Origin of the sequence: Streptomyces spiroverticillatus, assembly GCA_014650415.1 — a bacterium.
Classification (GTDB): Bacteria; Actinomycetota; Actinomycetes; order Streptomycetales; family Streptomycetaceae; genus Streptomyces; species Streptomyces spiroverticillatus.
Genome location: BMUX01000011.1, coordinates 193,498 through 217,386 on the forward strand (window position 1 = coordinate 193,498; position 23,889 = coordinate 217,386).

Consider the following 23,889-nt stretch of genomic DNA (forward strand, 5'->3'; position numbering starts at 1 on the left):
CAGCCGCCCGGCGCACGCGCCGGACGGCCGCGGATCTGACGAGGAGGCCATTGCCGCAGAGGGAACCGCAAGGATCCACCGGCAATGGCCTTCTTCGTATGTGCACGAGGAGATATCAAGCCCATGAATCAGGCGCAGCAGCCGAACCAGGACAACGGCAAGAAGACCGGGCGCTTCATGCTGAAGCTCTCCGGAGAGGCGTTCGCCGGTGGCGGTGCCCTCGGTGTCGACCCCGACGTCGTCCACGCCATCGCGCGTGAGATCGCCGCGGTCGTCCGCGACGGCGCGGAGATCGCGGTCGTCATCGGCGGCGGCAACTTCTTCCGCGGCGCCGAACTCCAGCAGCGCGGCATGGACCGGGCCCGCTCGGACTACATGGGCATGCTCGGCACCGTCATGAACTGCCTCGCCCTCCAGGACTTCCTGGAGAAGGAGGGCATCGACTCCCGCGTTCAGACCGCCATCACCATGGGCCAGGTCGCGGAGCCGTACATCCCGCTGCGCGCCGTGCGCCACCTGGAGAAGGGGCGCGTCGTGATCTTCGGCGCCGGCATGGGCATGCCGTACTTCTCCACCGACACCACGGCCGCCCAGCGCGCGCTGGAGATCGACGCGGAAGCCCTGCTCATGGGCAAGAACGGGGTCGACGGGGTGTACGACTCCGACCCCAAGAAGAACCCCGAAGCGGTCAAGTTCGACGCGCTGGAGTACAGCGAGGTGCTGTCCCGCGACCTCAAGGTCGCCGACGCCACCGCGATCACCCTGTGCCGTGACAACGACCTGCCGATCCTGGTCTTCGAGCTGCTGGCCGAGGGCAATATCGCCCGCGCGGTCAAGGGTGAGAAGATCGGCACGCTCGTCAACGCCCGGGGCAATCGGGGCTGACAGGTTTGTGGTTCGTCCCCGTGGTCCGGCCGGGGGATGGACAATGTCCTGCCGGTCGGACACCGTGCAGGTAATGACGCACGCAGCAGATGCACGCACAGCAGACGCACGCAGCAGCAGTCCAAGACATGCAGCGCAGTTCAAGACATGCAGGAGTACGTGGTGATTGAAGAAATTCTTCTTGAGGCCGAGGAGAAAATGGAGAAGGCCGTCGTGGTCGCCAAGGAGGACTTCGCCGCGATCCGCACCGGCCGTGCGCACCCGGCGATGTTCAACAAGATCGTGGCCGACTACTACGGTGCTCTGACCCCCATCAACCAGCTGGCGTCGTTCTCGGTCCCCGAGCCGCGCATGGCCGTGGTGACCCCCTTCGACGCGAGCGCCCTGCGCAACATCGAGCAGGCCATCCGCGACTCCGACCTCGGCGTCAACCCGAGCAACGACGGTCGCATCATCCGAGTGACGTTCCCCCAGCTGACGGAGGAGCGCCGCAAGGACTACATCAAGGTCGCGCGCAACAAGGCCGAGGACTCCCGGATCTCCATCCGCTCCATCCGCCGCAAGGCCAAGGACACCCTTGACAAGCTGGTCAAGGACAAGGAGGCCGGCGAGGACGAGGTCCGCCGTGCGGAGAAGGAGCTCGACGACACCACCGCGAAGTACGTGGCGCAGGTGGACGAGCTGCTGAAGCACAAGGAAGCCGAGCTGCTCGAGGTCTGATGAACGACTCTTCCTGGGGGGCCCGACCGAGGGCGGGCTATGCCGGTGAATGGACCGCCCCCGACCAGGGGCCCCTCCCGGCGGGTCCCGCGTACGATGCGCATGACGCCCAGCACACTCGGCCCATGCCCATCGTGCCCGAGACAGGCAGAGACGCCGACGACCGCGACGACCGGAACCGGGGGAGCGCTCCTGCGACGTGGAGCGGTCCCCCGTTCGGTGATGACATGCCGCAGGGCGGTTCTCCGTTCCGCGACGAGATGCCGCAGGAGCCCATGTCCACCCCGTCCCCGGCGCCGCAGCAGCCTCAGGCGCAGCAGCCGCCCCAGCCCCCCCAGAAGAAGCGGGCGGGCCGTGATCTGCGCTCCGCCATAGGAGTCGGCCTCGGCCTCGGCGTGGTGATCGTCGCCTCGCTGTTCATCTGGAAGGCCGCGTTCGTCGGCGTCATAGCGGTCGCCGTGGTCGTCGGGCTGTGGGAGCTGACCTCGCGGCTGGAGGAGCGCAAGGGCATCAAGGCGCCGCTGGTGCCGCTCGCGGTCGGCGGTGCGGCCATGGTCGTCGCCGGGTACGTCCGCGGCCCCGAGGGTGCGTGGGTCGCCATGGCGCTCACGGCGCTGGCGGTGCTGGTCTGGCGGATGACCGAACCGCCGGAGGGGTACCTCAAGGACGTCACCGCGGGTGTCTTCGCCGCGTTCTACGTGCCGTTCCTGGCCACCTTCGTCGCGCTGATGCTCACCGCCGACGACGGACCGCAGCGGGTGCTCACCTTCCTGCTGCTGACCGTGGTCAGCGACACCGGTGCGTATGCGGTGGGCTGGCGCTTCGGCAAGCACAAGCTGGCGCCGAAGATCAGCCCCGGCAAGACCCGCGAGGGGCTGCTCGGTGCGATCGCCTTCGCGATGGTGGCGGGTGTGCTGTGCATGACGTTGCTGGTCGACGGCGGTACGTGGTGGCAGGGCGTGCTGCTGGGCCTCGCGGTCGCGGCCAGTGCGACGCTGGGCGACCTGGGCGAGTCCATGATCAAGAGGGATCTCGGGATCAAGGACATGGGCACGCTGCTGCCCGGCCACGGCGGCATCATGGACCGGCTGGACTCGCTGCTGCCGACGGCTCCGGTGGTGTGGCTGATGCTGGTGATCTTCGTGGGATCGGCCTGACCCGTCAGCCTGATCCATCGGCCTGATCCAGGTGCTGTGACCTGCTGCTTTGCGTGTGAGGGGCCCGCTGTCCACAGGACGGCGGGCCCCTTGTCGTACATCTGAGACACTGGTATGACCATGCCTAAGCCCGGAGAACTCACTTTCGTCGCGCCCCGCGGAGCCAAGAAGCCCCCGCGGCACCTCGCCGACCTCACGCCCGCCGAGCGCAAGGAAGCGGTTGCCGAGATCGGCGAGAAGCCGTTCCGCGCCAAGCAGCTGTCCCAGCACTACTTCGCCCGGTACGCCCACGACCCGGCGGAGTGGACCGACATCCCCGCCGGTTCGCGCGACAAGCTGCGGGACGCGCTGCTGCCCGAGCTGATGACCGTCGTACGGCATCTGTCGACCGACCAGGACACCACGCGCAAGACGCTGTGGAAGATGCACGACGGGACCCTGGTGGAGTCCGTGCTCATGCGGTACCCGGACCGGGTCACCATGTGCATCTCCTCGCAGGCGGGCTGCGGCATGAACTGCCCCTTCTGCGCCACCGGGCAGGCCGGTCTCGACCGGAACCTGTCGACGGCGGAGATCGTGCACCAGATCGTCGACGGGATGCGCGCGCTGCGGGACGGCGAGGTTCCGGGCGGGCCTGCGCGGCTGTCGAACATCGTCTTCATGGGCATGGGCGAGCCGCTCGCGAACTACAAGCGCGTCGTCGGGGCGATCCGCCGGCTGACCGACCCCGAGCCGGACGGGCTGGGGCTTTCGCAGCGCGGCATCACCGTGTCCACGGTCGGGCTCGTGCCCGCGATGCTGCGGTTCGCGGACGAGGGCTTCAAGTGCCGGCTCGCCGTGTCGCTGCACGCGCCGGACGACGAGCTGCGCGACACCCTGGTGCCGGTCAACACGCGCTGGAAGGTGCGGGAGGTGCTGGACGCCGCGTGGGAGTACGCGGAGAAGTCCGGGCGCCGGATCTCGATCGAGTACGCGCTCATCCGGGACATCAACGACCAGGCGTGGCGGGGCGACCTGCTGGGCCGGCTGCTGAAGAACAAGCGGGTGCACGTCAATCTCATCCCGCTGAACCCGACGCCGGGCTCCAAGTGGACCGCTTCGCGGCCCGAGGACGAGAAGGCCTTCGTCGAGGCCATCGCGGCGCACGGGGTGCCGGTGACCGTGCGGGACACCCGGGGCCAGGAGATCGACGGGGCCTGCGGGCAGCTCGCCGCCTCCGAGCGCTAGTTCGAAGGGGCCCATGTAGGCTGGGCTGCACATTTACATATTTCCGACAGGGGAGCGCCACAGCGCTGAGAGTGCGGCACCGGTCGTCTTCGGACGGCCAAGGCCGCAGACCCTCTGAACCTTGCCCAGGTCATTCTGGGTAGGAAGTTCGGTCGTTACTCAAGCTGTTGCGCCCTGCCCGCAGCCCTTTCGGGGTGCGGGCAGGGCCGCGTCTCTTCCTGGTCATGTCCAGGAGGAAAACCACCAGTGAGCACCATCAAGAGGTACGCCGCCACGGCACTGGCCGCCGCCGTCGGTGTCAGCGCGCTCGCCGCGTGCGGAGGCACCGACAGCGGGGCGCCCTCGAAGGGCGACAAGACCGTCACGCTGGTCAGCCACGACTCGTTCGACGTCTCGCCCGCCGTGCTGAAGGCGTTCACGCAGGAGACCGGCTACACGGTCAAGGTCCTCAAGAGCGGGGACGCGGGCGCCGCCCTCAACCAGGAGATCCTCACCAAGGGCTCGCCGCGCGGCGACGTCTTCTTCGGCGTCGACAACACCCTGCTCTCGCGTGCCCTCGACAACGGCCTCTTCCAGTCGTACGAGGCCAAGGGCCTGGACGCGATACCCGCCGACCTCCAGCTCGACAAGGGCGAGCACCGGGTGACGCCCGTCGACACCGGCGACATCTGCGTCAACTACGACAAGAAGTTCTTCGCCGACAAGAAGCTCGCGCCGCCGAAGACCCTCGACGACCTGGTGAAGCCCGCGTACAAGGACCTCCTGGTCGTGGAGGACGCGGCGAACTCCTCGCCGGGCCTCGGCTTCCTGCTCGCGACCGCCGGGCAGTACGGCGACGACGGCTGGCAGGGGTACTGGCAGAAGCTCAAGAACAACGGCGTCAAGGTCGTCGACGGCTGGGAGCGGGCCTACAACGAGGAGTTCTCCGGTTCCGCTGGCGGCAAGAAGGCCAAGGCCGACCGGCCGCTGGTCGTCTCGTACGCCTCCAGCCCGCCCGTCGAGGTGCTGTACGCCGAACCCCGTCCGACCGAGGCCCCGACCGGTGTCGCCACCGGGACCTGCTTCCGGCAGATCGAGTTCGCCGGACTGCTCGACGGCGCTAAGAACGCGGCCGGCGGCAAGGCGCTCCTCGACTTCCTCATCGGCAAGCAGTTCCAGGAGGACCTGCCGCTGAAGATGTTCGTCAACCCGGCGGTCAAGGACACCAAGCTCCCCGAGGTGTACGCCAAGTTCGGCGAGAAGGCGGAGAAGCCGCTGACCGTGGACCCCAAGAAGATCACCGAGAACCGTGAGCAGTGGGTCAAGACGTGGTCCTCGCTGGTGAAGAAGTAGTCGCGCCCCGGCGGGGTGCATGGCGCGGGAGCGCGGTGCGGCTCGGGCTGATGGCCGTGCCGCTCGCGTTCTTCGGGCTGTTCTTCGCCTACCCGGTGATCGCGATCGTCGGGCGGGGGCTGAAGTCCGGCGGGACCTGGCAGTTCGGGCGGATCGGGGAGGTGCTGGGCGACCCCGACATCGGTGGGGTGCTGTGGTTCACCACCTGGCAGGCCGCCGCCTCCACCGCGCTCACCCTGCTGCTCGCCCTTCCGGCGGCGTACGTCTTCGCCCGGTTCGACTTCCCCGGCAAGCAGTTGCTGCGGGCCGTGGTCACCGTGCCGTTCGTGCTGCCGACGGTCGTGGTGGGCAGTGCCTTCCTGGCCGTGCTCGGGCGGGGCGGGCTGCTGGCCGAGCTGTGGGGTCTGCGGCTGGACACCAGTGTGTGGGCGATCCTGCTCGCGCACGTCTTCTTCAACTACGCGGTCGTCGTACGGACCGTGGGCGGCCTGTGGTCGCAGCTCGACCCCCGGCAGGAGGAGGCGGCCCGCGTGCTGGGCGCGGGGCGTTTCGCCGCCTGGCGGAAGGTGACCCTGCCCGCGCTCGCGCCGGCCGTGGCGGCGGCCGCGCTGATGGTGTTCCTCTTCACCTTCACCTCCTTCGGCGTCGTGCAGATCCTGGGCGGGCCGTCCTTCTCCACCCTGGAGGTGGAGATCTACCGGCAGACCGCCCAGTTCCTGGACCTGCCGACGGCGGCCGTGCTCACCCTCGTGCAGTTCGCGGCCGTGGGCACGATCCTCGCCGTGCACGCCTGGACCGTACGGCGCAGGGAGAGCGCGCTGCGGCTCGTCGACCCGGCCCGCACGGCACGCCGTCCGCGGGGGGCGGGGCAGTGGGCGCTGCTGGGTGGGGTGCTGGTCACCGTGCTGGTGCTGATCCTGCTGCCGCTCGCCGTGTTGGTAGAGCGTTCGTTCCAGGGCCCGGACGGGTACGGATTCCGCTACTACCGGGCGCTCCAGTCGGCCGACGGAGGGGGCGGGACCTTCCTCGTACCGCCGCTGGAGGCCGTCTGGAATTCCCTCCAGTACGCCGTCGTGGCGACCCTCATCGCCCTGGTGGTCGGCGGTTTGGCCGCCGCCGCGCTGACCCGGCGGGCGGGACGCCTCGTGCGGGGCTTCGACGCGCTGCTGATGCTGCCGCTCGGGGTGTCGGCGGTGACCGTCGGCTTCGGTTTCCTCATCACCCTCAACCAGCCGCCGTTTGATCTGCGGACCTCGTGGATCCTGGTGCCGCTGGCGCAGGCGCTGGTGGGCGTGCCCTTTGTCGTACGGACCATGCTTCCGGTCCTGCGGGCTGTGGACGGGCGGCTGCGGGAGGCGGCGGCCGTGCTCGGGGCGTCGCCGCTGCGGGCGTGGCGGGAGGTCGACCTGCCGATGGTGCGGCGGGCGCTGCTCGTCGCGGCCGGGTTCGCCTTCGCCGTGTCGCTGGGCGAGTTCGGGGCGACCGTGTTCATCGCGCGGCCCGACAATCCGACGCTGCCGGTGGCCGTGGCCCGGCTGCTGGGGCGGGCCGGGGACCTCAACTACGGGCAGGCGATGGCGCTCAGCACGATCCTGATGGTCGTGTGCGCGGTGTCGCTGCTGGTGCTGGAACGCATCCGGCCCGACCGATCCGTATCCGGGGAGTTCTGACATGACCGACACCGCGGCCAAGCCGCTGCTGGACCTTCAGGCCGCGACCGTGCGCTTCGGGGCACGGGCGGCGCTCGACACGGTCGACCTGTCGGTCGCCGCGCACGAGATCGTCTGCGTGCTCGGGCCGAGCGGCAGCGGCAAGTCGACGCTGCTGCGTGCGGTGGCCGGGCTCCAGCCGCTGGATTCCGGGCGGGTGCTCCTGGAGGGCAGGGACCAGACCGGGGTCCCGGTGCACAAGCGCGGGGTGGGCCTGATGTTCCAGGACCACCAGCTCTTCCCGCAGCGTGACGTCGGCGGCAATGTCGCCTTCGGGCTGCGGATGCACGGGGCGGGGCGGGCCGAACAGACCGAACGGGTCGCCGAGCTCCTCGAACTCGTCGGTCTGCCGGGCGCCCAGCGCCGGGCCGTCGCCACCCTCTCCGGCGGCGAACAGCAGCGCGTCGCCCTCGCCCGGGCGCTGGCCCCCCGGCCCGCCCTGCTGATGCTGGACGAGCCGCTGGGGCAGCTCGACCGCAGCCTGCGCGAGCGGCTCGTGGTCGAACTGCGTCAGCTCTTCGAGCGGCTCGGCACCACGGTCCTGGCCGTCACCCACGACCAGGGCGAGGCCTTCGCGCTGGCCGACCGGGTCGTCGTCATGCGGGACGGCCGGATCGCCCAGTCCGGCACCCCGCTGGAGGTGTGGCAGCGGCCCGCGTCCGAGTTCGTCGCCCGTTTCCTCGGCTTCGACAACGTGGTGGAGGCGACGGTCACCGGCGAGGCCGCCGACACCGTCTGGGGCAAGATCCCCGTCCCGGCGGGCGCACCGCAGGGCGGGGCCCGGCTGCTGGTGCGGCCCGCCGGGGTCCGGCTGGTGCCGGTCGCCGACGGGCTGCCGTGCACGGTGCTCGCCCGGACCTTCCGGGGTCACCACGTCGCCGTACAGCTGCGTCCTGCGGACGGCCCGCTGCTGGAGGCCGAGTGTCCGCTGCGGGATGCGCCGGATGTCGGTGCGCAGGTGGGCGCGGTGTTCGCGGCGGACGAGGTCGTGCTGCTGGAGGGGTGAGGCGGCGGGCGTGAAGCGGCGGGGCGTGAAGGCGGCGGGCGTGAAGCGGCGGGGCGTGAAGGCGGCGGGCCGGGGTCAGCGGGCCGTGTCGACCAGGGGCCGTGACGCGTCGGGCTCCGTGCCCGACTCGCCCTCGTGCTTGCCGTACCAGGCGACCGCGACGGCGCCCGCCACGGCCAGGACGAAGCCGATGATCGCGACCCAGGCGAATCCCGGGCGCGACGCGTCGCCCAGCCAGACCACCCCGATCAGCCCGGGCAGGACCGTCTCGCCGACCACCAGGGCCGCGGTGGCGCCGTTGACCGAGCCGATCTGGAGGGCCACCGTGTGCAGGTACATGCCGCCGATGCCCGCGACCAGGATGGCGTAGAGCGCCGGGTCGGCGAGCAGGGTGCCCAGGTCGAAGGGGTCGACGCCGTCGAGGATGCGAACGCCCACGCCCAGCGCGCCGAAGCCGAGGCCCGAGAGGAGACCGGCGAGGATCGCGGCCCCCGCGCCCATGAGACGTACGGCCACCGTGCCCAGCACCATCAGCGCCACGGAGACGATGAGCAGCCACCAGTGGGTCGCCCGCTCGGTGTGGCCGCTGCCCTCGTGGCCCGCCGCCGTGGCGAGGAGCACCAGGGAGCCGCAGACGACCGCGATCGACGTCCACTCCTTGCGGCTCAGCCTGATCCCGAGCATCTTCACGCTCAGCACCGCCGTGATGACCAGGTTGGCGCTGATCACGGTCTGGGAGAGGAACAGCGGCAGCATGCGCGCCGCCAGCGCACCGAGCCCGAAGCCGACGAAGTCGAGAATCGTGCCGACGATGAACTCCCAGGTCATCGCCGCCTTGGCGGTCGAGGACAGGCTGGGTCCGCCGTGCTGGGTGACGCCGGCGGCGGCGGTGGCCGCCGAGGCGGCCTCGCGGCGCGCGGACTTCCGCGAGCCGACGGCTTGCAGGACGGAGCCCGTGCCGTAGCAGACCGAGGCCGCGATGGCGGTGATGAGGCCGATGAGCACCAAAAGCTCCGTTCACGGATGTGCGAGTCGTACGGGTCGTACGAGGACGTGAAATGTCCTCCGACTACGAGACGTACGTTTCCCCGGGAACGTTGCCTCAGGCTCGGCCGTATGTGTCGGCCGTCTGCGGCGGCCGGATCTGTCGGCCGTCTGCGTCGAAGCCGGTCAGCCGGTCAGCCGGTCCGCTCGGCGCCGCTGCGCTCGACGCAGAACTCGTTGCCCTCGGGATCCGCGAGGGTCACCCAGCCGGTCCCGTCGGACCTGCGGTGGTCGCCCACGAGCGTGGCACCGAGCGCCCGGATGCGCTCGACCTCCTCGTCGCGGGTGCGGTCCTGGGGCTGGATGTCCAGGTGGACGCGGTTCTTGACCGTCTTCGGGTCGGGGACCTGGACGAAGAGGACCCCGACGCCCGGCGTCCGGAGCAGGGCCTCGGGGTCTCCGGGGAGATCGTCGTCGGCGAGCGGGGCTTCGAGCACCGCCGCCCAGAAGGTGCCCAGCTTGTGGGCGTCGGCGCAGTCGATGGTCACGTGTCGTACGAGAGATGCCATGCGCGCCACTATGACCGCGCGGCCCGGCGGGCACTATCGGTTTTGTGCGGCCGCTCAGGTCCGGGGGATCTCGGCCGACCGGAGCCGCTCCAGGGCTGCGGGCGCCTCGGCGACCGTGTCGACCAGGGCGATGCGGTGTTCCATCGCGCGTTCCCGGGCGAGGGCCTGGAGAAGCGGCCAGGTGGGGAGGCGGTCGGTCCAGTGGGCGCGGTCCACCAGGACCATGGGAGTGGGTTCGCCCCGCGACTCGTAGTAGTTCGGGGTCGCGTTGTCGAAGATCTCCTGTACGGTCCCGGCCGCGCCCGGGAGGAAGACCACACCGGCGGTGGAGCGGGCCAGCAGGCCGTCCTCGCGGGTGGCGTTGGCGAAGTACTTGGCGATGTGGGAGGCGAAGGGGTTCGGCGGCTCGTGGCCGTAGAACCAGGTGGGGATGCCGACCGACGCGCCGCCGTCGGGCCAGCGGGAGCGCACCGCGAAGGCGGCCGCGGCCCAGTCCGTGATGGAGGGGGTGAAGGAGGGGGCCTTGCCGAGGAGGGTGAGGGCCTCGTCCAGCATGCCGTCCGGGTGCGGGGCGGCGTAGGCGCCGAGGTTCGCCGCCTCCATCGCGCCGGGGCCGCCGCCGGTCGCGACGGTCAGGCCCGCGCGGGCGAGGCTGCGGCCGAGGCGGGCGGCACCCGCGTAGGCGTCGGTGCCGCGGGCCATGGCGTGACCGCCCATGACGCCCACCACGGGGGAGTCCAGGACGTACTCGTCGAGGGCGTCGGAGATCGCGTCGTCGTGGACCGAGCGCAGCATCGAGGCGAATATGTCGCCGTCGGCCTTGGTGCGCTGGAACCACGCGTAGGCCAGGGCGTCGGGCGTCGTCTCGTAACCGCCGTCGGCGAGGCCCTCGAAGAGCGAGTCGGGGGAGTAGAGGAGACCCCGGTAGGGGTCGAAGGGGAGGTCGGGGACCGGCGGGAAGACCAGCGCCCCGCCCGCGCGGAGCTTGGCACCCGCCTCGTCGGTCATCGGGCAGCCGAGGAAGATGGCCTCGGACGCGTCGGTGGCCAGCAGGGCTTTTGTACGGTCCGTCAGGTCGACGGACTGGACGCGGTAGCCGCTGAGGGGGCCGCGGGCGACGACCTGGTCGAACTCGGCCAGCGTCTCGATCTCGTTGTCGTGATCCGGGTGTAGGCGCACCGGGCCATCGTAGGGGGCGGGTTCACGGGTCGGGGAAGGGGTCGTGGGCGCCGCCGGTTCCTCGGCGGCGCCCACGGGGGTCACGGGGCGAGCGGGGCCGCCGCGAGAGTCGCCAGGGCCCAGGTGACCGGGGCGAACAGGGTGATCAGGGCGACCAGCCGGGTGAGCGCGGCCGCGCGCAGGGTCTGGGCGGCGGCGCCCTGGCGCAGCAGGGCCCGGGTGGTGGCGGTGCGGGCCTGCTTGGTCTCCAGGGCCACCAGGATCAGGGTCGCCGTCGTGCAGACCAGGACGAGGGCGGCACCGAGGGCGGTGAGCGGGCCGAAGGAGGGGCCGGGGGCCCGGGAGTACAGGGTGGTGGCCGCGATCAGGCCGGAGGCGGTCGCGCAGACCACCCCGAGGGGGCGGCCGATGCGTCCGGCCTCGCCCTGGAGCACCCGGCCGGCGAGGAGGCGTACCGCACCGGGGCGCACCGCCTGGAGCAGGAAGCCGCACAGGTGGACAAGACCCGGACCGGCCAGCGCCAGGCCCAGTGCGGTCAGCGACCACCCGGCGAGGACGCCCGCGGGGGCGAGGTCCGCGTGGCCCGGCAGCGGCAGCACCCGCCCGGAGCCGCCGCCCCGGCTCGCGTACGTCTCGACGGCGAGCCCGGCGGCGGTCAGCGCGACGCCCCACGGCAGACCGGCGGGCGGGGACGTGACGAGGGATGCGGCGAGGGGGGTGGGGGGCGCGAGGGTGGCGGTGCCAGTGGTGTGGGGGGTGCTGCTCGCGGGGGGCGGGGCGGGGGTGTCCCGCACGCCGTCCCCACGGGGTGCCACGGGGCGGCGGCCCCGCGTCCCGCCGCGCGGGCGCAGGACCCACGCGCTCGCCGTCGAGGCGGTCAGGGGAGCCAGCGAGAGCAGGATGACGACTGCGGCCAGGGGCAACGGCCGGTCGGCGGCGAGGAGTTCGGTGCCCGCGCGGTCGAAGGGCAGGCCCGTCAGGTCACCCCGCAGATGCAGGAAGACCAGGAGGGCGACCATGCTGCCGAGCGTGCAGGACAGGGCGGTCGAGGCCGCCGCCGTGGCCGCGAGCCGGGCCGGGCCCAGGCCCACCGCCGAGAGCCCGGGGCGGGGCCGGGTGCTCGGATCCGTACGGGCGACGGCCACCGCGAACTGCACGGTGGCGGCCAGCGGGGCCAGGCACCAGAGCAGCCGCAGCAGCGAGGCGGAGGTCTGGCCGGGGTGGGAGAGGGCGTGGCCCAGCGTGCACAGGAGGAGGAAGCCGACGCCCGCCGAGGCCGCCGCGACGAACAGCCGGCGCAGCAGGACCAGCGGGTGGGTGCCCCGGGCTAGGCGGAGAGCGAGCACGCGGCCCGGCCCTCCGTTCCGGCGACGGGCGCGGAAGCCGCCCGGCGGCCGTCCAGCAGCGGCACGGCGCGGTCCGCGAGGGCGGCGACCTCCGGGTCGTGCGTGGCGAGGACCACGGTGAGGGAGTGCGAGCGGGCGGCCGTGGTGAGGGTGCGCAGCACCTGGGCGGCGTCCGAGCGGTGCAGCGGGGCGGTGGGCTCGTCGGCGAACAGCACGGAGGGGGCGGTGGCCAGGGCGCGGGCGATGGCGACGCGCTGGCGCTGGGCCTGGAGGAGGGCGGCGGGGCGCTTGCGGGCGACGGCGCCGATGTCGAGGCGCTCCAGCCACTCCACGGCGGTGGCCTTCGCGGCCTTGTGGCCCTCGCCGCGCAGGAGGAGGGGGAGGGCGGTGTTCTCCCAGGCCGTCAGCTCGGGGACCAGGTCGGGGGAGGAGGAGATCCAGGCGAAGCGGTCGCGGCGCAGGCGTTCGCGGGTGAGCGCGCCCATGGTGTGCACGGGGACGCTGTTGAACCAGACCTCGCCGTCGTCCGGGACCAGGTGCCCGGAGAGGCAGTTGAGGAGGGTGGTCTTGCCGCTGCCGCGCGGGCCGGTGACGGCCAGGATCTCGCCCTCGCGCACTGCCAGCGACACGTCGACGAGAGCGGGGGACCCCTCATGGGCGTGGTGCAGGGAGCGGGCCCAGAGGACGTCGTTGTCCGGTGGGGCGTTGTCCGGCGGGACCACCATGGCGTACACCTCATGTCAGGTTCAGATCGAATTTCCCGTCCCCCTTCCGGGGGAACGAAACACGGAGCCGATCGGTCACTGCGCACGCTAGGGATTCGGGGTGCGGAGGTGGGTGTGGCGCGGCAGACGTACGGCCCGGACGCCGCCCGTTCTCACTGGAACGGGTGCATCCGGGCCGTACGAAAAGATCAACGCACCTGCTGGCTACAGCTTGGTCCAGGCCTCCGTGAGGACCGCCCGCAGGATGCCCTCGATCTCGTCGAAGGTCTCCTGGGTGGAGATCAGCGGCGGCGCGAGCTGGACGACCGGGTCGCCGCGGTCGTCGGCCCGGCAGTACAGGCCGTTCTCGTACAGCGCCTTGGAGAGGAAGCCGTACAGGACGCGCTCGGTCTCCTCGTCGGTGAAGGTCTCCTTGGTGGCCTTGTCCTTCACCAGCTCGATGCCGTAGAAGAAGCCGTTGCCGCGGACGTCGCCGACGATCGGCAGGTCGTGGAGCTTGCGGAGCGTCTGGTAGAACGCGTCCTCGTTGTCCAGGACGTGCTGGTTGAGGCCCTCGCGCTCGAAGATGTCGAGGTTGGCGAGGCCGACCGCCGCGGAGACCGGGTGGCCGCCGAAGGTGTAGCCGTGCAGGAAGGTGTTGTCGCCCTCGTAGAACGGCTCGGCGATCTTGTCCGAGACGATGCAGGCACCGATCGGGGAGTAGCCCGAGGTCATGCCCTTGGCGCAGGTGATCATGTCCGGTACGTAACCGAACTTGTCGCAGGCGAACATCGTGCCCAGGCGGCCGAAGGCGCAGATGACCTCGTCGGAGACGAGCAGCACGTCGTACTTGTCGCAGATCTCGCGGACCCGCTGGAAGTAGCCGGGCGGCGGCGGGAAGCAGCCGCCGGCGTTCTGCACCGGCTCCAGGAAGACGGCGGCGACGGTCTCCGGGCCCTCGAAGAGGATCTCCTGCTCGATCTGGTCGGCGGCCCAGCGGCCGAAGGCCTCGGGGTCGTCGCCGTGGATCGGGGCGCGGTAGATGTTGGTGTTGGGGACCTTGTGCGCACCCGGGACGAGCGGCTCGAAGGGGGCCTTCAGGGCCGGCAGACCGGTGATCGACAGGGCGCCCTGCGGGGTGCCGTGGTAGGCGACCGCACGCGAGATGACCTTGTACTTGGTGTGCTGGCCGCGCAGCTTCCAGTACTGCTTGGCGAGCTTCCACGCGGTCTCGACGGCCTCGCCGCCGCCGGTGGTGAAGAAGACCTTGTTCAGGTCGCCCGGCGCGTAGTGCGCGAGCCGCTCGGCGAGCTCGACGGCCTTCGGGTGGGCGTAGGACCACACCGGGAAGAAGGCCAGCTCCTGGGCCTGCTTGTACGCGGTCTCCGCGAGCTCGTGGCGGCCGTGACCGGCGTTGACCACGAACAGGCCGGAGAGGCCGTCGATGTAGCGCTTGCCCTTGTCGTCGAAGATGTACGTGCCCTCGCCGCGCACGATCGTCGGCACGGGGGCGTTCTCGTACGACGACATGCGGGTGAAGTGCATCCACAGGTGGTCGTACGCGGTCTTCGAGAGGTCCTTGCCGGTGGCAGGGTTGCTTGTGGCACTCACGGCTATCGGGTTCCCCACATGTAGGTCTGCTTCTTGAGCTTGAGGTAGACGAAGCTCTCGGTGGAGCGCACTCCGGGGAGGGTCCGGATGCGTTTGTTGATCATCTCCAGGAGGTGGTCGTCGTCCTCGCACACGATCTCCGCGAGGAGGTCGAAGGAGCCCGCCGTCACGACGACGTACTCGACCTCCGGCATCTCCGTGAGCGCGTCCGCGACCGGATCGAGGTCGCCCTCCACGTTGATGCCGACCATCGCCTGCCGGCGGAAGCCCACGGTGAGCGGGTCCGTGACGGCGACGATCTGCATGACGCCCTGGTCGAGCAGCTTCTGTACGCGTTGGCGCACGGCGGCCTCGGAGAGACCCACCGCCTTGCCTATCGCGGCGTACGGACGACGGCCGTCCTCCTGGAGCTGCTCGATGATCGCCAACGAGACGGCATCGATCGCCGGGGAGCTTCCGCTGCCGGGCCTGGGTTCTGCGCTACGACTGACCACAGGGCCACTCTGCACGAGGTCTCGTCCGTCTCGCAAGAGCAAACCGATGAAATTCGTTGTTCGTGCGTCAAGATTTGACTGAATCCGAAGTTCTTGGAGGGTGGGTATGTCGAAAGCGACACCGCACTGACTAGTGTGGGTGTCTCACCCACCGGACATCGATGAGGGAGAGTGGCCGTGACCACCGAGCTGCGCCGTCTGCGCAACTACATCGCAGGAGAGTTCCGCGACGCCGCCGACGGGCGGACCACCGACGTGATCAATCCGGTGACGGGCGAGGCGTACGCGACCGCGCCGCTCTCCGGCCAGGAGGACGTCGACGCCGCGATGGCCGCCGCCGCCGAGGCGTTCCCCGCCTGGCGCGACCTGACGCCGTCCGAGCGCCAGAAGGCCCTGCTGAAGATTGCGGACGCCTTCGAGGAGCGCGCGGAGGAGCTGATCGCCGCCGAGTCGGAGAACTGCGGCAAGCCCCTCGGAATGACCCGCTCCGAGGAAATCCCGCCGATGGTCGACCAGATCCGCTTCTTCGCGGGCGCGGCACGCCTCCTTGAGGGCCGCAGCGCCGGCGAGTACATGGAGGGCCTGACCTCCATCGTCCGCCGCGAGCCGGTCGGCGTCTGCGCGCAGGTCGCGCCGTGGAACTACCCGATGATGATGGCCGTGTGGAAGTTCGCCCCGGCGCTCGCCGCGGGCAACACCGTCGTCCTGAAGCCGTCGGACACCACCCCCGCCTCCACCGTCCTGATCGCCGAGATCATCGGCTCCATCGTCCCCAAGGGCGTCTTCAACGTCGTCTGCGGCGACCGTGACACCGGCCGCGCGATGGTCGAGCACAAGACCCCGGCGATGGCCTCCATCACCGGTTCGGTACGCGCCGGCATGCAGGTCGCCGAGTCCGCGTCCAAGGACCTCAAGCGGGTCCACCTGGAGCTTGGCGGCAAGGCCCCCGTCGTGGTCTTCGAGGACACCGACATCGCCAAGGCCGTCGAGGACATCGCCATGGCGGGCTACTTCAACGCCGGCCAGGACTGTACGGCCGCCACGCGCGTGCTCGTACAGGAGTCGATCCACGACGAGTTCGTGACCGCGCTCGCGAAGGCGGCGGCGGACACGAAGACCGGCATGCCGGACGACGAGGACGTGCTCTACGGCCCGCTCAACAACGCCAACCAGCTCAAGCAGGTCACCGGCTTCATCGAGCGGCTGCCCGCGCACGCCAAGGTCGAGGCGGGCGGCCACCGGGTCGGCGACAAGGGCTACTTCTACGCCCCGACCGTCGTCTCCGGCCTCAAGCAGGACGACGAGATCATCCAGAACGAGGTGTTCGGGCCGGTCATCACCGTCCAGTCCTTCACCGACGAGGCCCAGGCCCTGGAGTGGGCGAACGGCGTCGAGTACGCCCTCGCGTCCTCCGTGTGGACCAAGGACCACGCGCGCGCCATGCGCATGTCCAAGAACCTCGACTTCGGCTGCGTGTGGATCAACACCCACATCCCGCTGGTCGCCGAGATGCCGCACGGCGGCTTCAAGAAGTCCGGCTACGGCAAGGACCTCTCCGCGTACGGCTTCGAGGACTACACCCGCATCAAGCACGTCATGACGTCGCTCGACGGCTGAGCCTCGTAACGGGGCGGGCGATAGGCAGACTGTCTATTGCCCGCCCCTCGTGCATTCCGGAAGGGTTGGGTCCATGGGTGATCTTGGTCGCGTTTCGCGTCGTCTCTCGCGCCGCACGGTGCTCCGCGGTATCGGGTACGGAATCGGTACGACGGGGGCGCTCGCCGCGCTCACCGGGTGCGGGGTTCCCGCCGCTTACGTGAAGCCGGGCGACCGGGCCGGGACGGACTCCTCCGACCGGGACAAGAACCTCCAGTTCGCCAACTGGCCCCTCTACATCGACACCGATGAGGAGGACAAGTCGAAGCGGCCGACGCTGGAGGAGTTCACCAAGCGGACCGGGATCTCGGTGCGGTACACCGAGGAGATCAACGACAACGACGAGTTCTTCGGCAAGGTCAGCCCGGCGCTGATGAACCACCAGGAGACCGGCCGCGACCTCATCGTCATCAGCGACTGGATGGCCGCGCGCTTCGTGCGCCTGGGCTGGGTCCAGGAGATGGACCGCGCCAAGCAGCCCAACGTCGCCAAGTACCTGGACCCGCAGCTCCTGAACCCGGCCTTCGACAAGGGCCGCCGGCACGCGGTGCCGTGGCAGTCGGGGATCACCGGCATCGCGTACAACCGCAAGAAGCTCGGCCGCGAGATCAAGCACACCTCGGACCTGTGGCGCCCCGAACTGAAGGGCAAGGTCACGCTCTTCTCCGGCCTCGACGAGAGCTTCTCGCTGCTGATGCAGGGGCTCGGCGTCGACGTCACCAAGTGGGTCGCGGACGACTTCCACACGATGTGCGAGCAGGTGGAGAAGCTGGTCAAGACCAAGCACATCCGCCGCTTCACCGGCAACGACTACGTCAAGGACCTCGCGAGCGGCGACGTGCTGGCCTGCCAGGCGTACTCCGGCGACGTCATCCAGCTCCAGGCCGACAACCCGGACATCGAGTTCGTGGTGCCGGAGGAGGGTGCGGAGCTGTGGGCGGAGTCGCTCATGATCCCCAACCTCGCCAAGCACAAGCGCAACGCCGAGAAGCTGATCGACTACTACTACGACCCCGAGGTCGCCGCCGAACTGGCCACCTGGGTCAACTACGTCTGCCCCGTCCCGGCGGCCCGCGACATCATCGCCTCCTCCAAGGACGAGGAGACGGCGGCCCTCGCCGAGGACCCGCTGATCTTCCCCGACGGGGCGGTCCGCAAGCGGCTCCAGATCGCACGGGACATCACCGCGGAGGAGCGGCTGGAGTTCGCGAAGCGGTGGAACTCGATCGTGGGGCTGTAGGGCGTCCGGGGGGGCGGGCGTGGCATTCGCCGGCCGGCTCGGCGAGCCCTTCGCCGATGGCCGCGGGCCGCTCTCAGCAGCTGAAGGCGGCGAGCTGGATGCTTTTGATGGTCGGATTCATGGCCTTGCTTTTCGCGTCCGTGGAGTTGACGGAGTAGACGAGGGTGCGGGACAGGTCGCGCGGGGCCGCGATGACCGCGTTGTAGCCCCAGCGGCCGCCCGTCTTGAGCCAGACGACCCGCCCGCCCCCGAGGTCGTAGCGCTGGAGGCCGACGCTCATGTCCGCCCCGGCGATGTTGGGGACCGTGAACATCTCCTCCAGGAGCGGGCCGCGCACCACCCGGCCCCGGAAGAGCGCCTTCAGGAAGGTCTCCAGGTCGGCCGTGGTGGAGATGAGGTCGCCCGCCGCCCAGGTTTCCGTCGCCCCCCACACCGACACGTCGCGCAGCTCCGTCGTACCGTCCGGCTTCTTGAACACCTGGTAGCCGTGGTTGTGCGGGCCCTTGATACGAGGGCTGGAGCCCGGGAAGTACGTGTCGTGCAGGCCCAGCGGGCGCAGGATGCGCCGGGCCACGGCCTCTTCGTACGAGGTCCCCGACACCTTCTCGATCAGGAGCCCGGCGATCGTGTAGCCGATGTTGCCGTACCGCTGCGTCGTGCCGGGCACGTTCTTCTCCCCCTCCTTTGCGGGTGAGGTCGCCTGGGCGACCGCCGCGCGCGCCGAGTGCAGGTCGAGGCGGTGGGCGTACAGCACCTCCAGGTCCTCGCTCTCGCTCCCGCCGGCGGGGCTGGGGATGCCGTGCGTGTGGTTGAGGAGCTGGCGGACCGTCACCGTGCCGTACGAGGCGGGAATGTCGGCCGGGAGGTAGGCGCGGACCGGGCGGTTCAGGTCCACCCGGCCCTCGGCGGCCAGCCGCAGCACGGTCGCGGCGGTGAACACCTTGGTGACCGAGCCGACCCGGAAGCGGGCGTCCGGGTCGGCGGCGCGGCCCGATGCCAGGTCGTGGACGCCGGAACTGCCCCGCCAGTCCCCGCCCTTGCCGCCCACCCGTACGAGCGCGGCCGTGGAGTTCGCGTTCGGGAGCCCGGCGATCGCGGCGCGGAGGGCCTCGGCGTCGGGGCCGGAGGTCTGGTGCGAGGCGGCCGGCGCCGGCTGGGCGGTCGCCGGTCCGGCGGCGGCCGGCCCCGCGGCGATGCCGAGCACCAGGGCGGCGGCGAGGGCGGTGCGGGTGCGTGCGCTGAGGCGGTTCATGGTGGGGCCTTCCGGGGCCGTGGGATTCCCCGGTGGGGGAGTCCGTATCTGCTGTTGGACTCCATCCTGTTGAGCGCGGGCCGTTCGCGGATCGCCGGTGGGGGCGGTCCTGGCGGCCGGGTTTCCTCCCCCGGGCGGGGGAGGGCGGCGCCCGGTCATCCCCCGCCGGAGGGAGCGATCAGCCCCGTCTCGTACGCGCAGATCACCGCCTGGATGCGGTCGCGCAGCCCGAGCTTCGACAGGACGTTGCCCACGTGCGTCTTCACCGTGTGCTCGCTGACGGTCAGGGCCGCCGCGATCTCGGCGTTGGAGAGGCCCCGGGCCAGGTGGAGCAGGGTCTCCCGCTCGCGCGCCGTCAGCACGTCCAGCCGGTCGGAGGGCGGGGCCGCGACCGGCCGGGAGGTGAACTCCGCGATCAGGCGGCGGGCCACCGTCGGCGCGACCAGCGATTCGCCGTCCGCCACCACCCGCACCGCGTGCACCAGGTCGTCCCGGCGCACGTCCTTCAGGAGGAAGCCGCTCGCGCCCGCGTGCAGCGCGTCGTACACATACGCGTCGGAGTCGAAGGTCGTCAGCATGACGGTGCGGGTCGGGCCCGAGGACGTGATGGCCCGGCACGCCTCGATGCCGTCCATCAACGGCATCCGGATGTCGAGGAGCGCCACGTCCGGCGCCAGCCGTCGCACCGCGTCGACCGCCGCCGCGCCGTCGCCCGCCTCCGCGACCACCTCCACGTCCGGCTGCGCGTCCAGAATCATCGCGAAGCCGCTGCGGACCAGTTCCTGGTCGTCCGCGACCACCACCCGGATCGTCAACGTCCCACCTCCGTCGCGGACATTACAAGCACGGTGCTCAGCCGGAATCCCCTGCTCCCGGGGCCCGCGCCCGCCGTCACCGAACCACCGTGCGCGGCGGCCCGCTCGCGGATGCCGGTCAGGCCGTGGCCCGCGGCGGGTCCGGCGACGCGACCGTTGGCGGGGCCCCTGCCGTCGTCGGTGACCGTGACGGTCAAGTCCCGGGGACCGTAATGGAGTCGTACGTCGACGCTGCGCGCCCCCGCGTGCTTGACGGTGTTCGTCAGGGCCTCCTGGACGATGCGGTACGCCGTCGCGCCCAGGGCGGCGGAGAGGGGGCGCGGGTCACCTGACGCCTCGTACGTCACGGTGAGGTCGTCCCGTCCCACCCGTTCGACCAGGGCGGGCAGTTCGGCGATCCCGGGCAGCGGCGCGCGCGGTGCGAGCGATCCGTCCGGGCTCTCCCGCAGCACCCCCAGCATCTGCCGGAGCTGCGTCATGGCCTCCCGCCCGGTCTCCGAGATGGCGTCGAACGCGGCCTCCGCCCGCTCGGGCGCGACGCGCACCGCGACCGGTCCCGCCTCCGCCTGGACGACCATGATGCTGACCGCGTGCGACAGGACGTCGTGCATCTCCCGTGCGATACGGGCCCGTTCGCGGGCCGCCGCCTGCTCGGCCTCGATGCGGTTCGCCCGCTCCAGCTCGGCGTTCCGCTCCTCGACGGCCCGCGCCCGCTCCTCGACCGCCCGCGTGTACGCCTGCCGGGTGTGGGTCAGGCGGCCGAAGGCGTACGACGCCGCGAAGACGACGAGCGTGAGCAGCAGCTCCCGCAGCCAGTCGTCCCGGCCCCGCCACGCCACGGAGACGGCGGCCATCACCAGCGTCAGCGCGCCCGTGACCTGTCGCAGCGGGGAGGGCGCGAGCGCGGCGAGCGAGTACAGCGCGACCATGCTCGTGTACGGGAGGGTCTGGCCGGGCCCGTCGACGGCCGTCCCGTACAGCACGTGCGCGCAGAGCACCGCCACCAGGACGGCCAGCGGTGCACGCCGCCGCCAGACGAGCGGCAGCACGGTCAGCGTCGTCAGCCCGTACGCGAGGAGGGTCGCGGGCGACGAACCCGGCGGGCGCGGAATCAACCACGGCACGCTGACGACGAGTTGGACGAGCAGGGCCACGCCGGCGTCGGCCGCCCACGGATGCGCGCGCAGGGCGGCGCCGACGTCCGCCGCCCGGGGGCGGAAGCGGGCGGGGAGCCGTACGCGGCCTCGGAGCCGGACGCGCGCTCGGAGCGGGGCCGTCGCGCGCGGCCCGGGTGGAGCAGTCACGCGCGCTTGACCGCCACCGCACCGAACTGCGCCACCCGCGGATCCTGTGCACGCCAGTGCGCGCAGGACACGACGCCGGGCTCCAGGATCTCCAACCCGTCCAGGAACGAGGCGAATTCGGCACCCGTGCGGGTGCGGATCGGCGGGGTCGCGTTCTCGTTCCAGAAGGCCATCGCGGCCTCGTTGCCCTCGCCGCCCAGTTCCAGGGTGGGGTGGGTGAGCGCGAGGTGGCTGCCCGGCGGGAGGGCGGCCATCAGGGTGCGTACGATCGACCGCGCCTCGGCCGTGTCCGCAACGAAGTTGAGGATGCCCAGCATCGTCACGGCGACCGGGCGGTCCAGGTCCAGGGTCAGGGCGGCCGCTTCGAGGATCTTCTCCGGGTCGCGGGTGTCCGCGTCGACGTACGCGGTGGCGCCCTCGGGGGTGCTGGTCAGGAGGGCGCGGGCGTGGGCGAGGACCACCGGGTCGTTGTCCGCGTAGACGATGCGGGCATCGGGCGCGATGCGCTGGGCGACCTCGTGCGTGTTGTCGGCGGTGGGCAGACCCGTACCGATGTCGAGGAACTGACGCAGACCCGCCTCGCCCGCCAGGTAGGAGACCGCGCGGCCCAGGAAGCGGCGGTCGGCGCGGGCGACTTCGCTGATGGACGGGTACAGGAAGGTCACCTGGTCGCCGACGGTGGCGTCGACGGGGTAGTGGTCCTTGCCGTCCAGCCAGTAGTTCCAGACGCGGGCGCTGTGGGCGATGTCGGTGCGTATGTCGGCGGGCATGCGGCGCGGTCTCCTCCGGCGCGGGGGTGGTGGGACGCCATCATGCCGGACGGTCAACTGCGACGTGTGGTGCGGTACTTGGTGATGGTGCGGGAGAGGAGGTCGAGGCGGTTGGTGGTGATCGCGTCGACGCCCGCGACGAGCAGACGGTGCATGCTGCGGGCCGTGTCCGGGGTCCAGGCGGACACCAGCAGGCCGTCCCGGTGGGCGCGGTCCACCACGGTGCGGTCGACGAGCGGGAAGCGGTAGTTCAGCCAGCGCGGGGTGAGGGCGGCGAGCACCTCGGGGCGCGGCGGGGCGCCGGACGTCCAGGTCAGGGCGATCTCCGCGTGCGGGTCGGCGGCGCGGACCCGGAGCATCGCGGCCGGGCCGCCGCAGTAGTACATGCGCGCGCTCGCGCCCGCCTCGTGGACGACGCCCACCACTTTCCGTACGACCTCGTCGTGGGCGCCCGGCAGGTCGAGCATCAGGCGGCGGGCGCCGACCTCGAGGATCGCCTCGCGCAGGGTGGGCACACCGTGCCCGGTCAGGTCGTCGACCTCGGCCTTCGTGAGGTCCACCAGCCAGCGGTCGTGGCCCCAGAGGCGCTGGAGCGTCTCGTCGTGCAGGAGCACCGGTACGCCGTCGCGGGTCAGCCGTACGTCGACCTCCACCGCGTCCGCGCCCAGGTCGAGGGCGGAGCGGATCGAGGCGAGGGTGTTCTCGCGGAAGCGGTACGGGTCGCCGCGATGGCCCACGGCGAGGACGGTGTAACGGTCTCGGTCACGGTCGGCGCTCATGGGGTCATTCTTGGTGAAGGGACGGCCTCCCGCGCGCTCAGCGGGAGGCCGTCCCCGGGCGTCCCCGGGCTTCAGCGGTTGAGCCAGTCCGTCGTGTACGCGTCGATCTCGGCGGTGAGCTTCGCCTTGCCGGCCTCGTCCAGGAAGGACGCCTTCACCGCGTTCTTCGCCAGCTCCGCCAGGCCCCGCTCGTCGAGGTCCAGGAGGCGGGCGGCGACGACGTACTCGTTGTTCAGGTCCGAGCCGAACATCGGCGGGTCGTCGCTGTTGATCGTGACCAGGCAGCCGGCCGCGACCATCTCCTTGATCGGGTGCTCGTCCAGGGTCGCGACCGCGCGGGTCGCGATGTTGGAGGTCGGGCAGACTTCGAGAGGGATCTGCTGCTCGGCCAGGTGCGCGAGCAGCTTCGGGTCCTGGGTGGCGCTGGTGCCGTGGCCGATGCGCTCGGCGCGCAGGTCGGTCAGGGCGTCCCAGATGGTCTCCGGGCCCGTGGTCTCGCCCGCGTGCGGGACGGAGTGCAGGCCGGCCTCGATCGCCTTGTCGAAGTACGGCTTGAACTGGGGGCGCGGGACGCCGATTTCCGGACCGCCCAGGCCGAAGGAGACCAGGCCCTCGGGGCGGTGCTCCAGGGCGAGACGTACCGTCTCCTCCGCCGACTCCAGACCGGCCTCGCCGGGGATGTCGAAGCACCAGCGCAGGACGACCCCGAGCTCGGACTCGGCGGCCTTGCGGGCGTCCTCGATGGCCTCCATGAAGGCGGCCTCCGGGATGCCGCGGCGGGTCGAGCTGAAGGGGGTGACGGTCAGCTCGGCGTACCGGATGTTCTGGCGGGCCATGTCGCGGGCCACCTCGTAGGTGAGGTGGCGGACGTCCTCGGGGGTGCGGATCACGTCGACGACGGCCAGGTAGACCTCGATGAAGTGCGCGAAGTCGGTGAAGGTGAAGAACTCGCGGAGCGCCTCGGGGTCGGTGGGCACCTGGGAGTCCGGGTGCCGGGCGGCCAACTCGGCGACGATCCGGGGGGAGGCGGAACCGACATGGTGGACGTGCAGCTCTGCCTTGGGCAGGCCCGCGACGAAGGGGCGCAGGTCTGACATCGGTTCCTCCTGGTGCGGGGTGCGGAGTGGTTCGGGATCATCGTAGGCGGGGC

22 protein-coding genes are annotated in these 23,889 nt (G+C 71.2%); 9 read left to right on the top strand and 13 right to left on the bottom strand.

Translation table 11 applies throughout. The features are described from left to right. Nucleotides 1-123: 123 nt before the first annotated feature. The 7 genes from pyrH to IE269_RS27580 all read left to right on the top strand — a co-directional run bounded on the left by pyrH (nt 124) and on the right by IE269_RS27580 (nt 8,036). Nucleotides 124-885, top strand: a complete 762-nt coding sequence (pyrH, locus tag IE269_RS27550; RefSeq protein ID WP_189825858.1) for a UMP kinase — start codon at nt 124-126, stop codon at nt 883-885. A 162-nt stretch (nt 886-1,047) separates the two neighbouring features. Continuing rightward, the gene (gene frr / locus IE269_RS27555; protein ID WP_189825859.1) at nt 1,048-1,605 is read left to right on the top strand and encodes a ribosome recycling factor; all 558 of its coding nucleotides are present in this window, start codon (nt 1,048-1,050) and stop codon (nt 1,603-1,605) included. After that, a complete protein-coding gene (locus tag IE269_RS27560; protein ID WP_189825860.1) occupies nt 1,605-2,762 on the top strand; it encodes a phosphatidate cytidylyltransferase in 1,158 nt (385 codons plus the stop codon). The genes frr and IE269_RS27560 overlap by 1 nt, the downstream gene beginning before the upstream one ends. A 120-nt stretch (nt 2,763-2,882) precedes the next feature. Then, nucleotides 2,883-3,989, top strand: a complete 1,107-nt coding sequence (rlmN, locus tag IE269_RS27565) for a dual-specificity RNA methyltransferase RlmN (protein ID WP_189825861.1) — start codon at nt 2,883-2,885, stop codon at nt 3,987-3,989. Between the two features lie 246 nt (nt 3,990-4,235). Next, nucleotides 4,236-5,321 (top strand): thiamine ABC transporter substrate-binding protein, encoded by a 1,086-nt coding sequence (locus tag IE269_RS27570; RefSeq protein WP_189825862.1) that lies wholly within the window; start codon nt 4,236-4,238, stop codon nt 5,319-5,321. A gap of 50 nt (nt 5,322-5,371) precedes the next feature. Beyond that, entirely contained in the window at nt 5,372-6,991 is a 1,620-nt protein-coding gene (locus IE269_RS27575; protein WP_189825950.1) for an ABC transporter permease, read from the top strand. Nucleotide 6,992: 1 nt separating this feature from the next. Continuing rightward, a complete protein-coding gene (locus IE269_RS27580; protein WP_189825863.1) occupies nt 6,993-8,036 on the top strand; it encodes an ABC transporter ATP-binding protein in 1,044 nt (347 codons plus the stop codon). A gap of 75 nt (nt 8,037-8,111) precedes the next feature. Here IE269_RS27580 and IE269_RS27585 read toward each other — a convergent pair whose 3' ends face one another. The 7 genes from IE269_RS27585 to IE269_RS27615 form a co-directional block, all read right to left on the bottom strand. After that, a complete protein-coding gene (locus tag IE269_RS27585) occupies nt 8,112-9,041 on the bottom strand; it encodes a DMT family protein (RefSeq protein ID WP_189825864.1) in 930 nt (309 codons plus the stop codon). A 173-nt stretch (nt 9,042-9,214) separates the two neighbouring features. Beyond that, nucleotides 9,215-9,589 carry a VOC family protein gene (locus tag IE269_RS27590; protein ID WP_189825865.1) on the bottom strand — a complete coding sequence of 125 codons (375 nt, stop codon included), beginning with the start codon at nt 9,587-9,589 and terminating at the stop codon, nt 9,215-9,217. Nucleotides 9,590-9,643: 54 nt separating this feature from the next. After that, nucleotides 9,644-10,768 (bottom strand): LOG family protein, encoded by a 1,125-nt coding sequence (locus IE269_RS27595; protein ID WP_189825866.1) that lies wholly within the window; start codon nt 10,766-10,768, stop codon nt 9,644-9,646. Between the two features lie 80 nt (nt 10,769-10,848). Then, a complete protein-coding gene (locus tag IE269_RS27600; RefSeq protein WP_189825867.1) occupies nt 10,849-12,114 on the bottom strand; it encodes a hypothetical protein in 1,266 nt (421 codons plus the stop codon). Then, the gene (locus tag IE269_RS27605; protein ID WP_189825868.1) at nt 12,096-12,839 is read right to left on the bottom strand and encodes an ABC transporter ATP-binding protein; all 744 of its coding nucleotides are present in this window, start codon (nt 12,837-12,839) and stop codon (nt 12,096-12,098) included. Before IE269_RS27605 ends, IE269_RS27600 begins: the two co-directional genes overlap by 19 nt. A gap of 204 nt (nt 12,840-13,043) precedes the next feature. Continuing rightward, on the bottom strand, nt 13,044-14,447 hold the full coding sequence (locus tag IE269_RS27610; protein ID WP_189825869.1) for an aspartate aminotransferase family protein: 1,404 nt from the start codon (nt 14,445-14,447) through the stop codon (nt 13,044-13,046). Continuing rightward, on the bottom strand, nt 14,432-14,923 hold the full coding sequence (locus tag IE269_RS27615) for an Lrp/AsnC family transcriptional regulator (protein WP_189825870.1): 492 nt from the start codon (nt 14,921-14,923) through the stop codon (nt 14,432-14,434). The genes IE269_RS27610 and IE269_RS27615 overlap by 16 nt, the downstream gene beginning before the upstream one ends. 177 nt (nt 14,924-15,100) lie before the next feature. Here IE269_RS27615 and IE269_RS27620 point away from each other — a divergent pair, with 177 nt between their 5' ends. Together IE269_RS27620 and IE269_RS27625 are read left to right on the top strand one after the other, a co-directional pair. Beyond that, a complete protein-coding gene (locus IE269_RS27620; RefSeq protein WP_189825871.1) occupies nt 15,101-16,540 on the top strand; it encodes a gamma-aminobutyraldehyde dehydrogenase in 1,440 nt (479 codons plus the stop codon). Between the two features lie 73 nt (nt 16,541-16,613). Continuing rightward, nucleotides 16,614-17,819 (top strand): polyamine ABC transporter substrate-binding protein, encoded by a 1,206-nt coding sequence (locus tag IE269_RS27625; RefSeq protein ID WP_189825872.1) that lies wholly within the window; start codon nt 16,614-16,616, stop codon nt 17,817-17,819. Between the two features lie 73 nt (nt 17,820-17,892). On the opposite strand, the gene IE269_RS27630 is transcribed toward IE269_RS27625, so the two are convergent. The 6 genes from IE269_RS27630 to IE269_RS27655 all read right to left on the bottom strand — a co-directional run bounded on the left by IE269_RS27630 (nt 17,893) and on the right by IE269_RS27655 (nt 23,836). Beyond that, nucleotides 17,893-19,071 carry a serine hydrolase domain-containing protein gene (locus IE269_RS27630; RefSeq protein WP_189825873.1) on the bottom strand — a complete coding sequence of 393 codons (1,179 nt, stop codon included), beginning with the start codon at nt 19,069-19,071 and terminating at the stop codon, nt 17,893-17,895. A gap of 155 nt (nt 19,072-19,226) precedes the next feature. Then, the gene (locus tag IE269_RS27635) at nt 19,227-19,886 is read right to left on the bottom strand and encodes a response regulator (RefSeq protein ID WP_189825874.1); all 660 of its coding nucleotides are present in this window, start codon (nt 19,884-19,886) and stop codon (nt 19,227-19,229) included. Further along, a complete protein-coding gene (locus tag IE269_RS27640) occupies nt 19,883-21,073 on the bottom strand; it encodes a sensor histidine kinase (RefSeq protein WP_189825951.1) in 1,191 nt (396 codons plus the stop codon). Before IE269_RS27640 ends, IE269_RS27635 begins: the two co-directional genes overlap by 4 nt. A 113-nt stretch (nt 21,074-21,186) precedes the next feature. Further along, nucleotides 21,187-21,960 (bottom strand): SAM-dependent methyltransferase, encoded by a 774-nt coding sequence (locus IE269_RS27645; protein WP_189825875.1) that lies wholly within the window; start codon nt 21,958-21,960, stop codon nt 21,187-21,189. 53 nt (nt 21,961-22,013) lie between these two features. Beyond that, a complete protein-coding gene (locus tag IE269_RS27650; RefSeq protein WP_189825876.1) occupies nt 22,014-22,739 on the bottom strand; it encodes a glycerophosphodiester phosphodiesterase in 726 nt (241 codons plus the stop codon). 71 nt (nt 22,740-22,810) lie between these two features. After that, nucleotides 22,811-23,836 carry an adenosine deaminase gene (locus tag IE269_RS27655; protein WP_189825877.1) on the bottom strand — a complete coding sequence of 342 codons (1,026 nt, stop codon included), beginning with the start codon at nt 23,834-23,836 and terminating at the stop codon, nt 22,811-22,813. Nucleotides 23,837-23,889: the final 53 nt, after the last annotated feature.

Coding starts and splice junctions, on each gene's coding strand:
- pyrH (WP_189825858.1), top strand. CDS start 124: ATGAATCAGGCGCAGCAGCCGAACCAGGACAACGGCAAGAAGACCGGG.
- IE269_RS27560 (WP_189825860.1), top strand. CDS start 1,605: ATGAACGACTCTTCCTGGGGGGCCCGACCGAGGGCGGGCTATGCCGGT.
- rlmN (WP_189825861.1), top strand. CDS start 2,883: ATGCCTAAGCCCGGAGAACTCACTTTCGTCGCGCCCCGCGGAGCCAAG.
- IE269_RS27575 (WP_189825950.1), top strand. CDS start 5,372: ATGGCCGTGCCGCTCGCGTTCTTCGGGCTGTTCTTCGCCTACCCGGTG.
- IE269_RS27580 (WP_189825863.1), top strand. CDS start 6,993: ATGACCGACACCGCGGCCAAGCCGCTGCTGGACCTTCAGGCCGCGACC.
- IE269_RS27590 (WP_189825865.1), bottom strand. CDS start 9,589: ATGGCATCTCTCGTACGACACGTGACCATCGACTGCGCCGACGCCCAC.
- IE269_RS27605 (WP_189825868.1), bottom strand. CDS start 12,839: ATGGTGGTCCCGCCGGACAACGCCCCACCGGACAACGACGTCCTCTGG.
- IE269_RS27625 (WP_189825872.1), top strand. CDS start 16,614: ATGGGTGATCTTGGTCGCGTTTCGCGTCGTCTCTCGCGCCGCACGGTG.
- IE269_RS27630 (WP_189825873.1), bottom strand. CDS start 19,071: ATGAACCGCCTCAGCGCACGCACCCGCACCGCCCTCGCCGCCGCCCTG.
- IE269_RS27645 (WP_189825875.1), bottom strand. CDS start 21,960: ATGCCCGCCGACATACGCACCGACATCGCCCACAGCGCCCGCGTCTGG.
- IE269_RS27650 (WP_189825876.1), bottom strand. CDS start 22,739: ATGAGCGCCGACCGTGACCGAGACCGTTACACCGTCCTCGCCGTGGGC.
- IE269_RS27655 (WP_189825877.1), bottom strand. CDS start 23,836: ATGTCAGACCTGCGCCCCTTCGTCGCGGGCCTGCCCAAGGCAGAGCTG.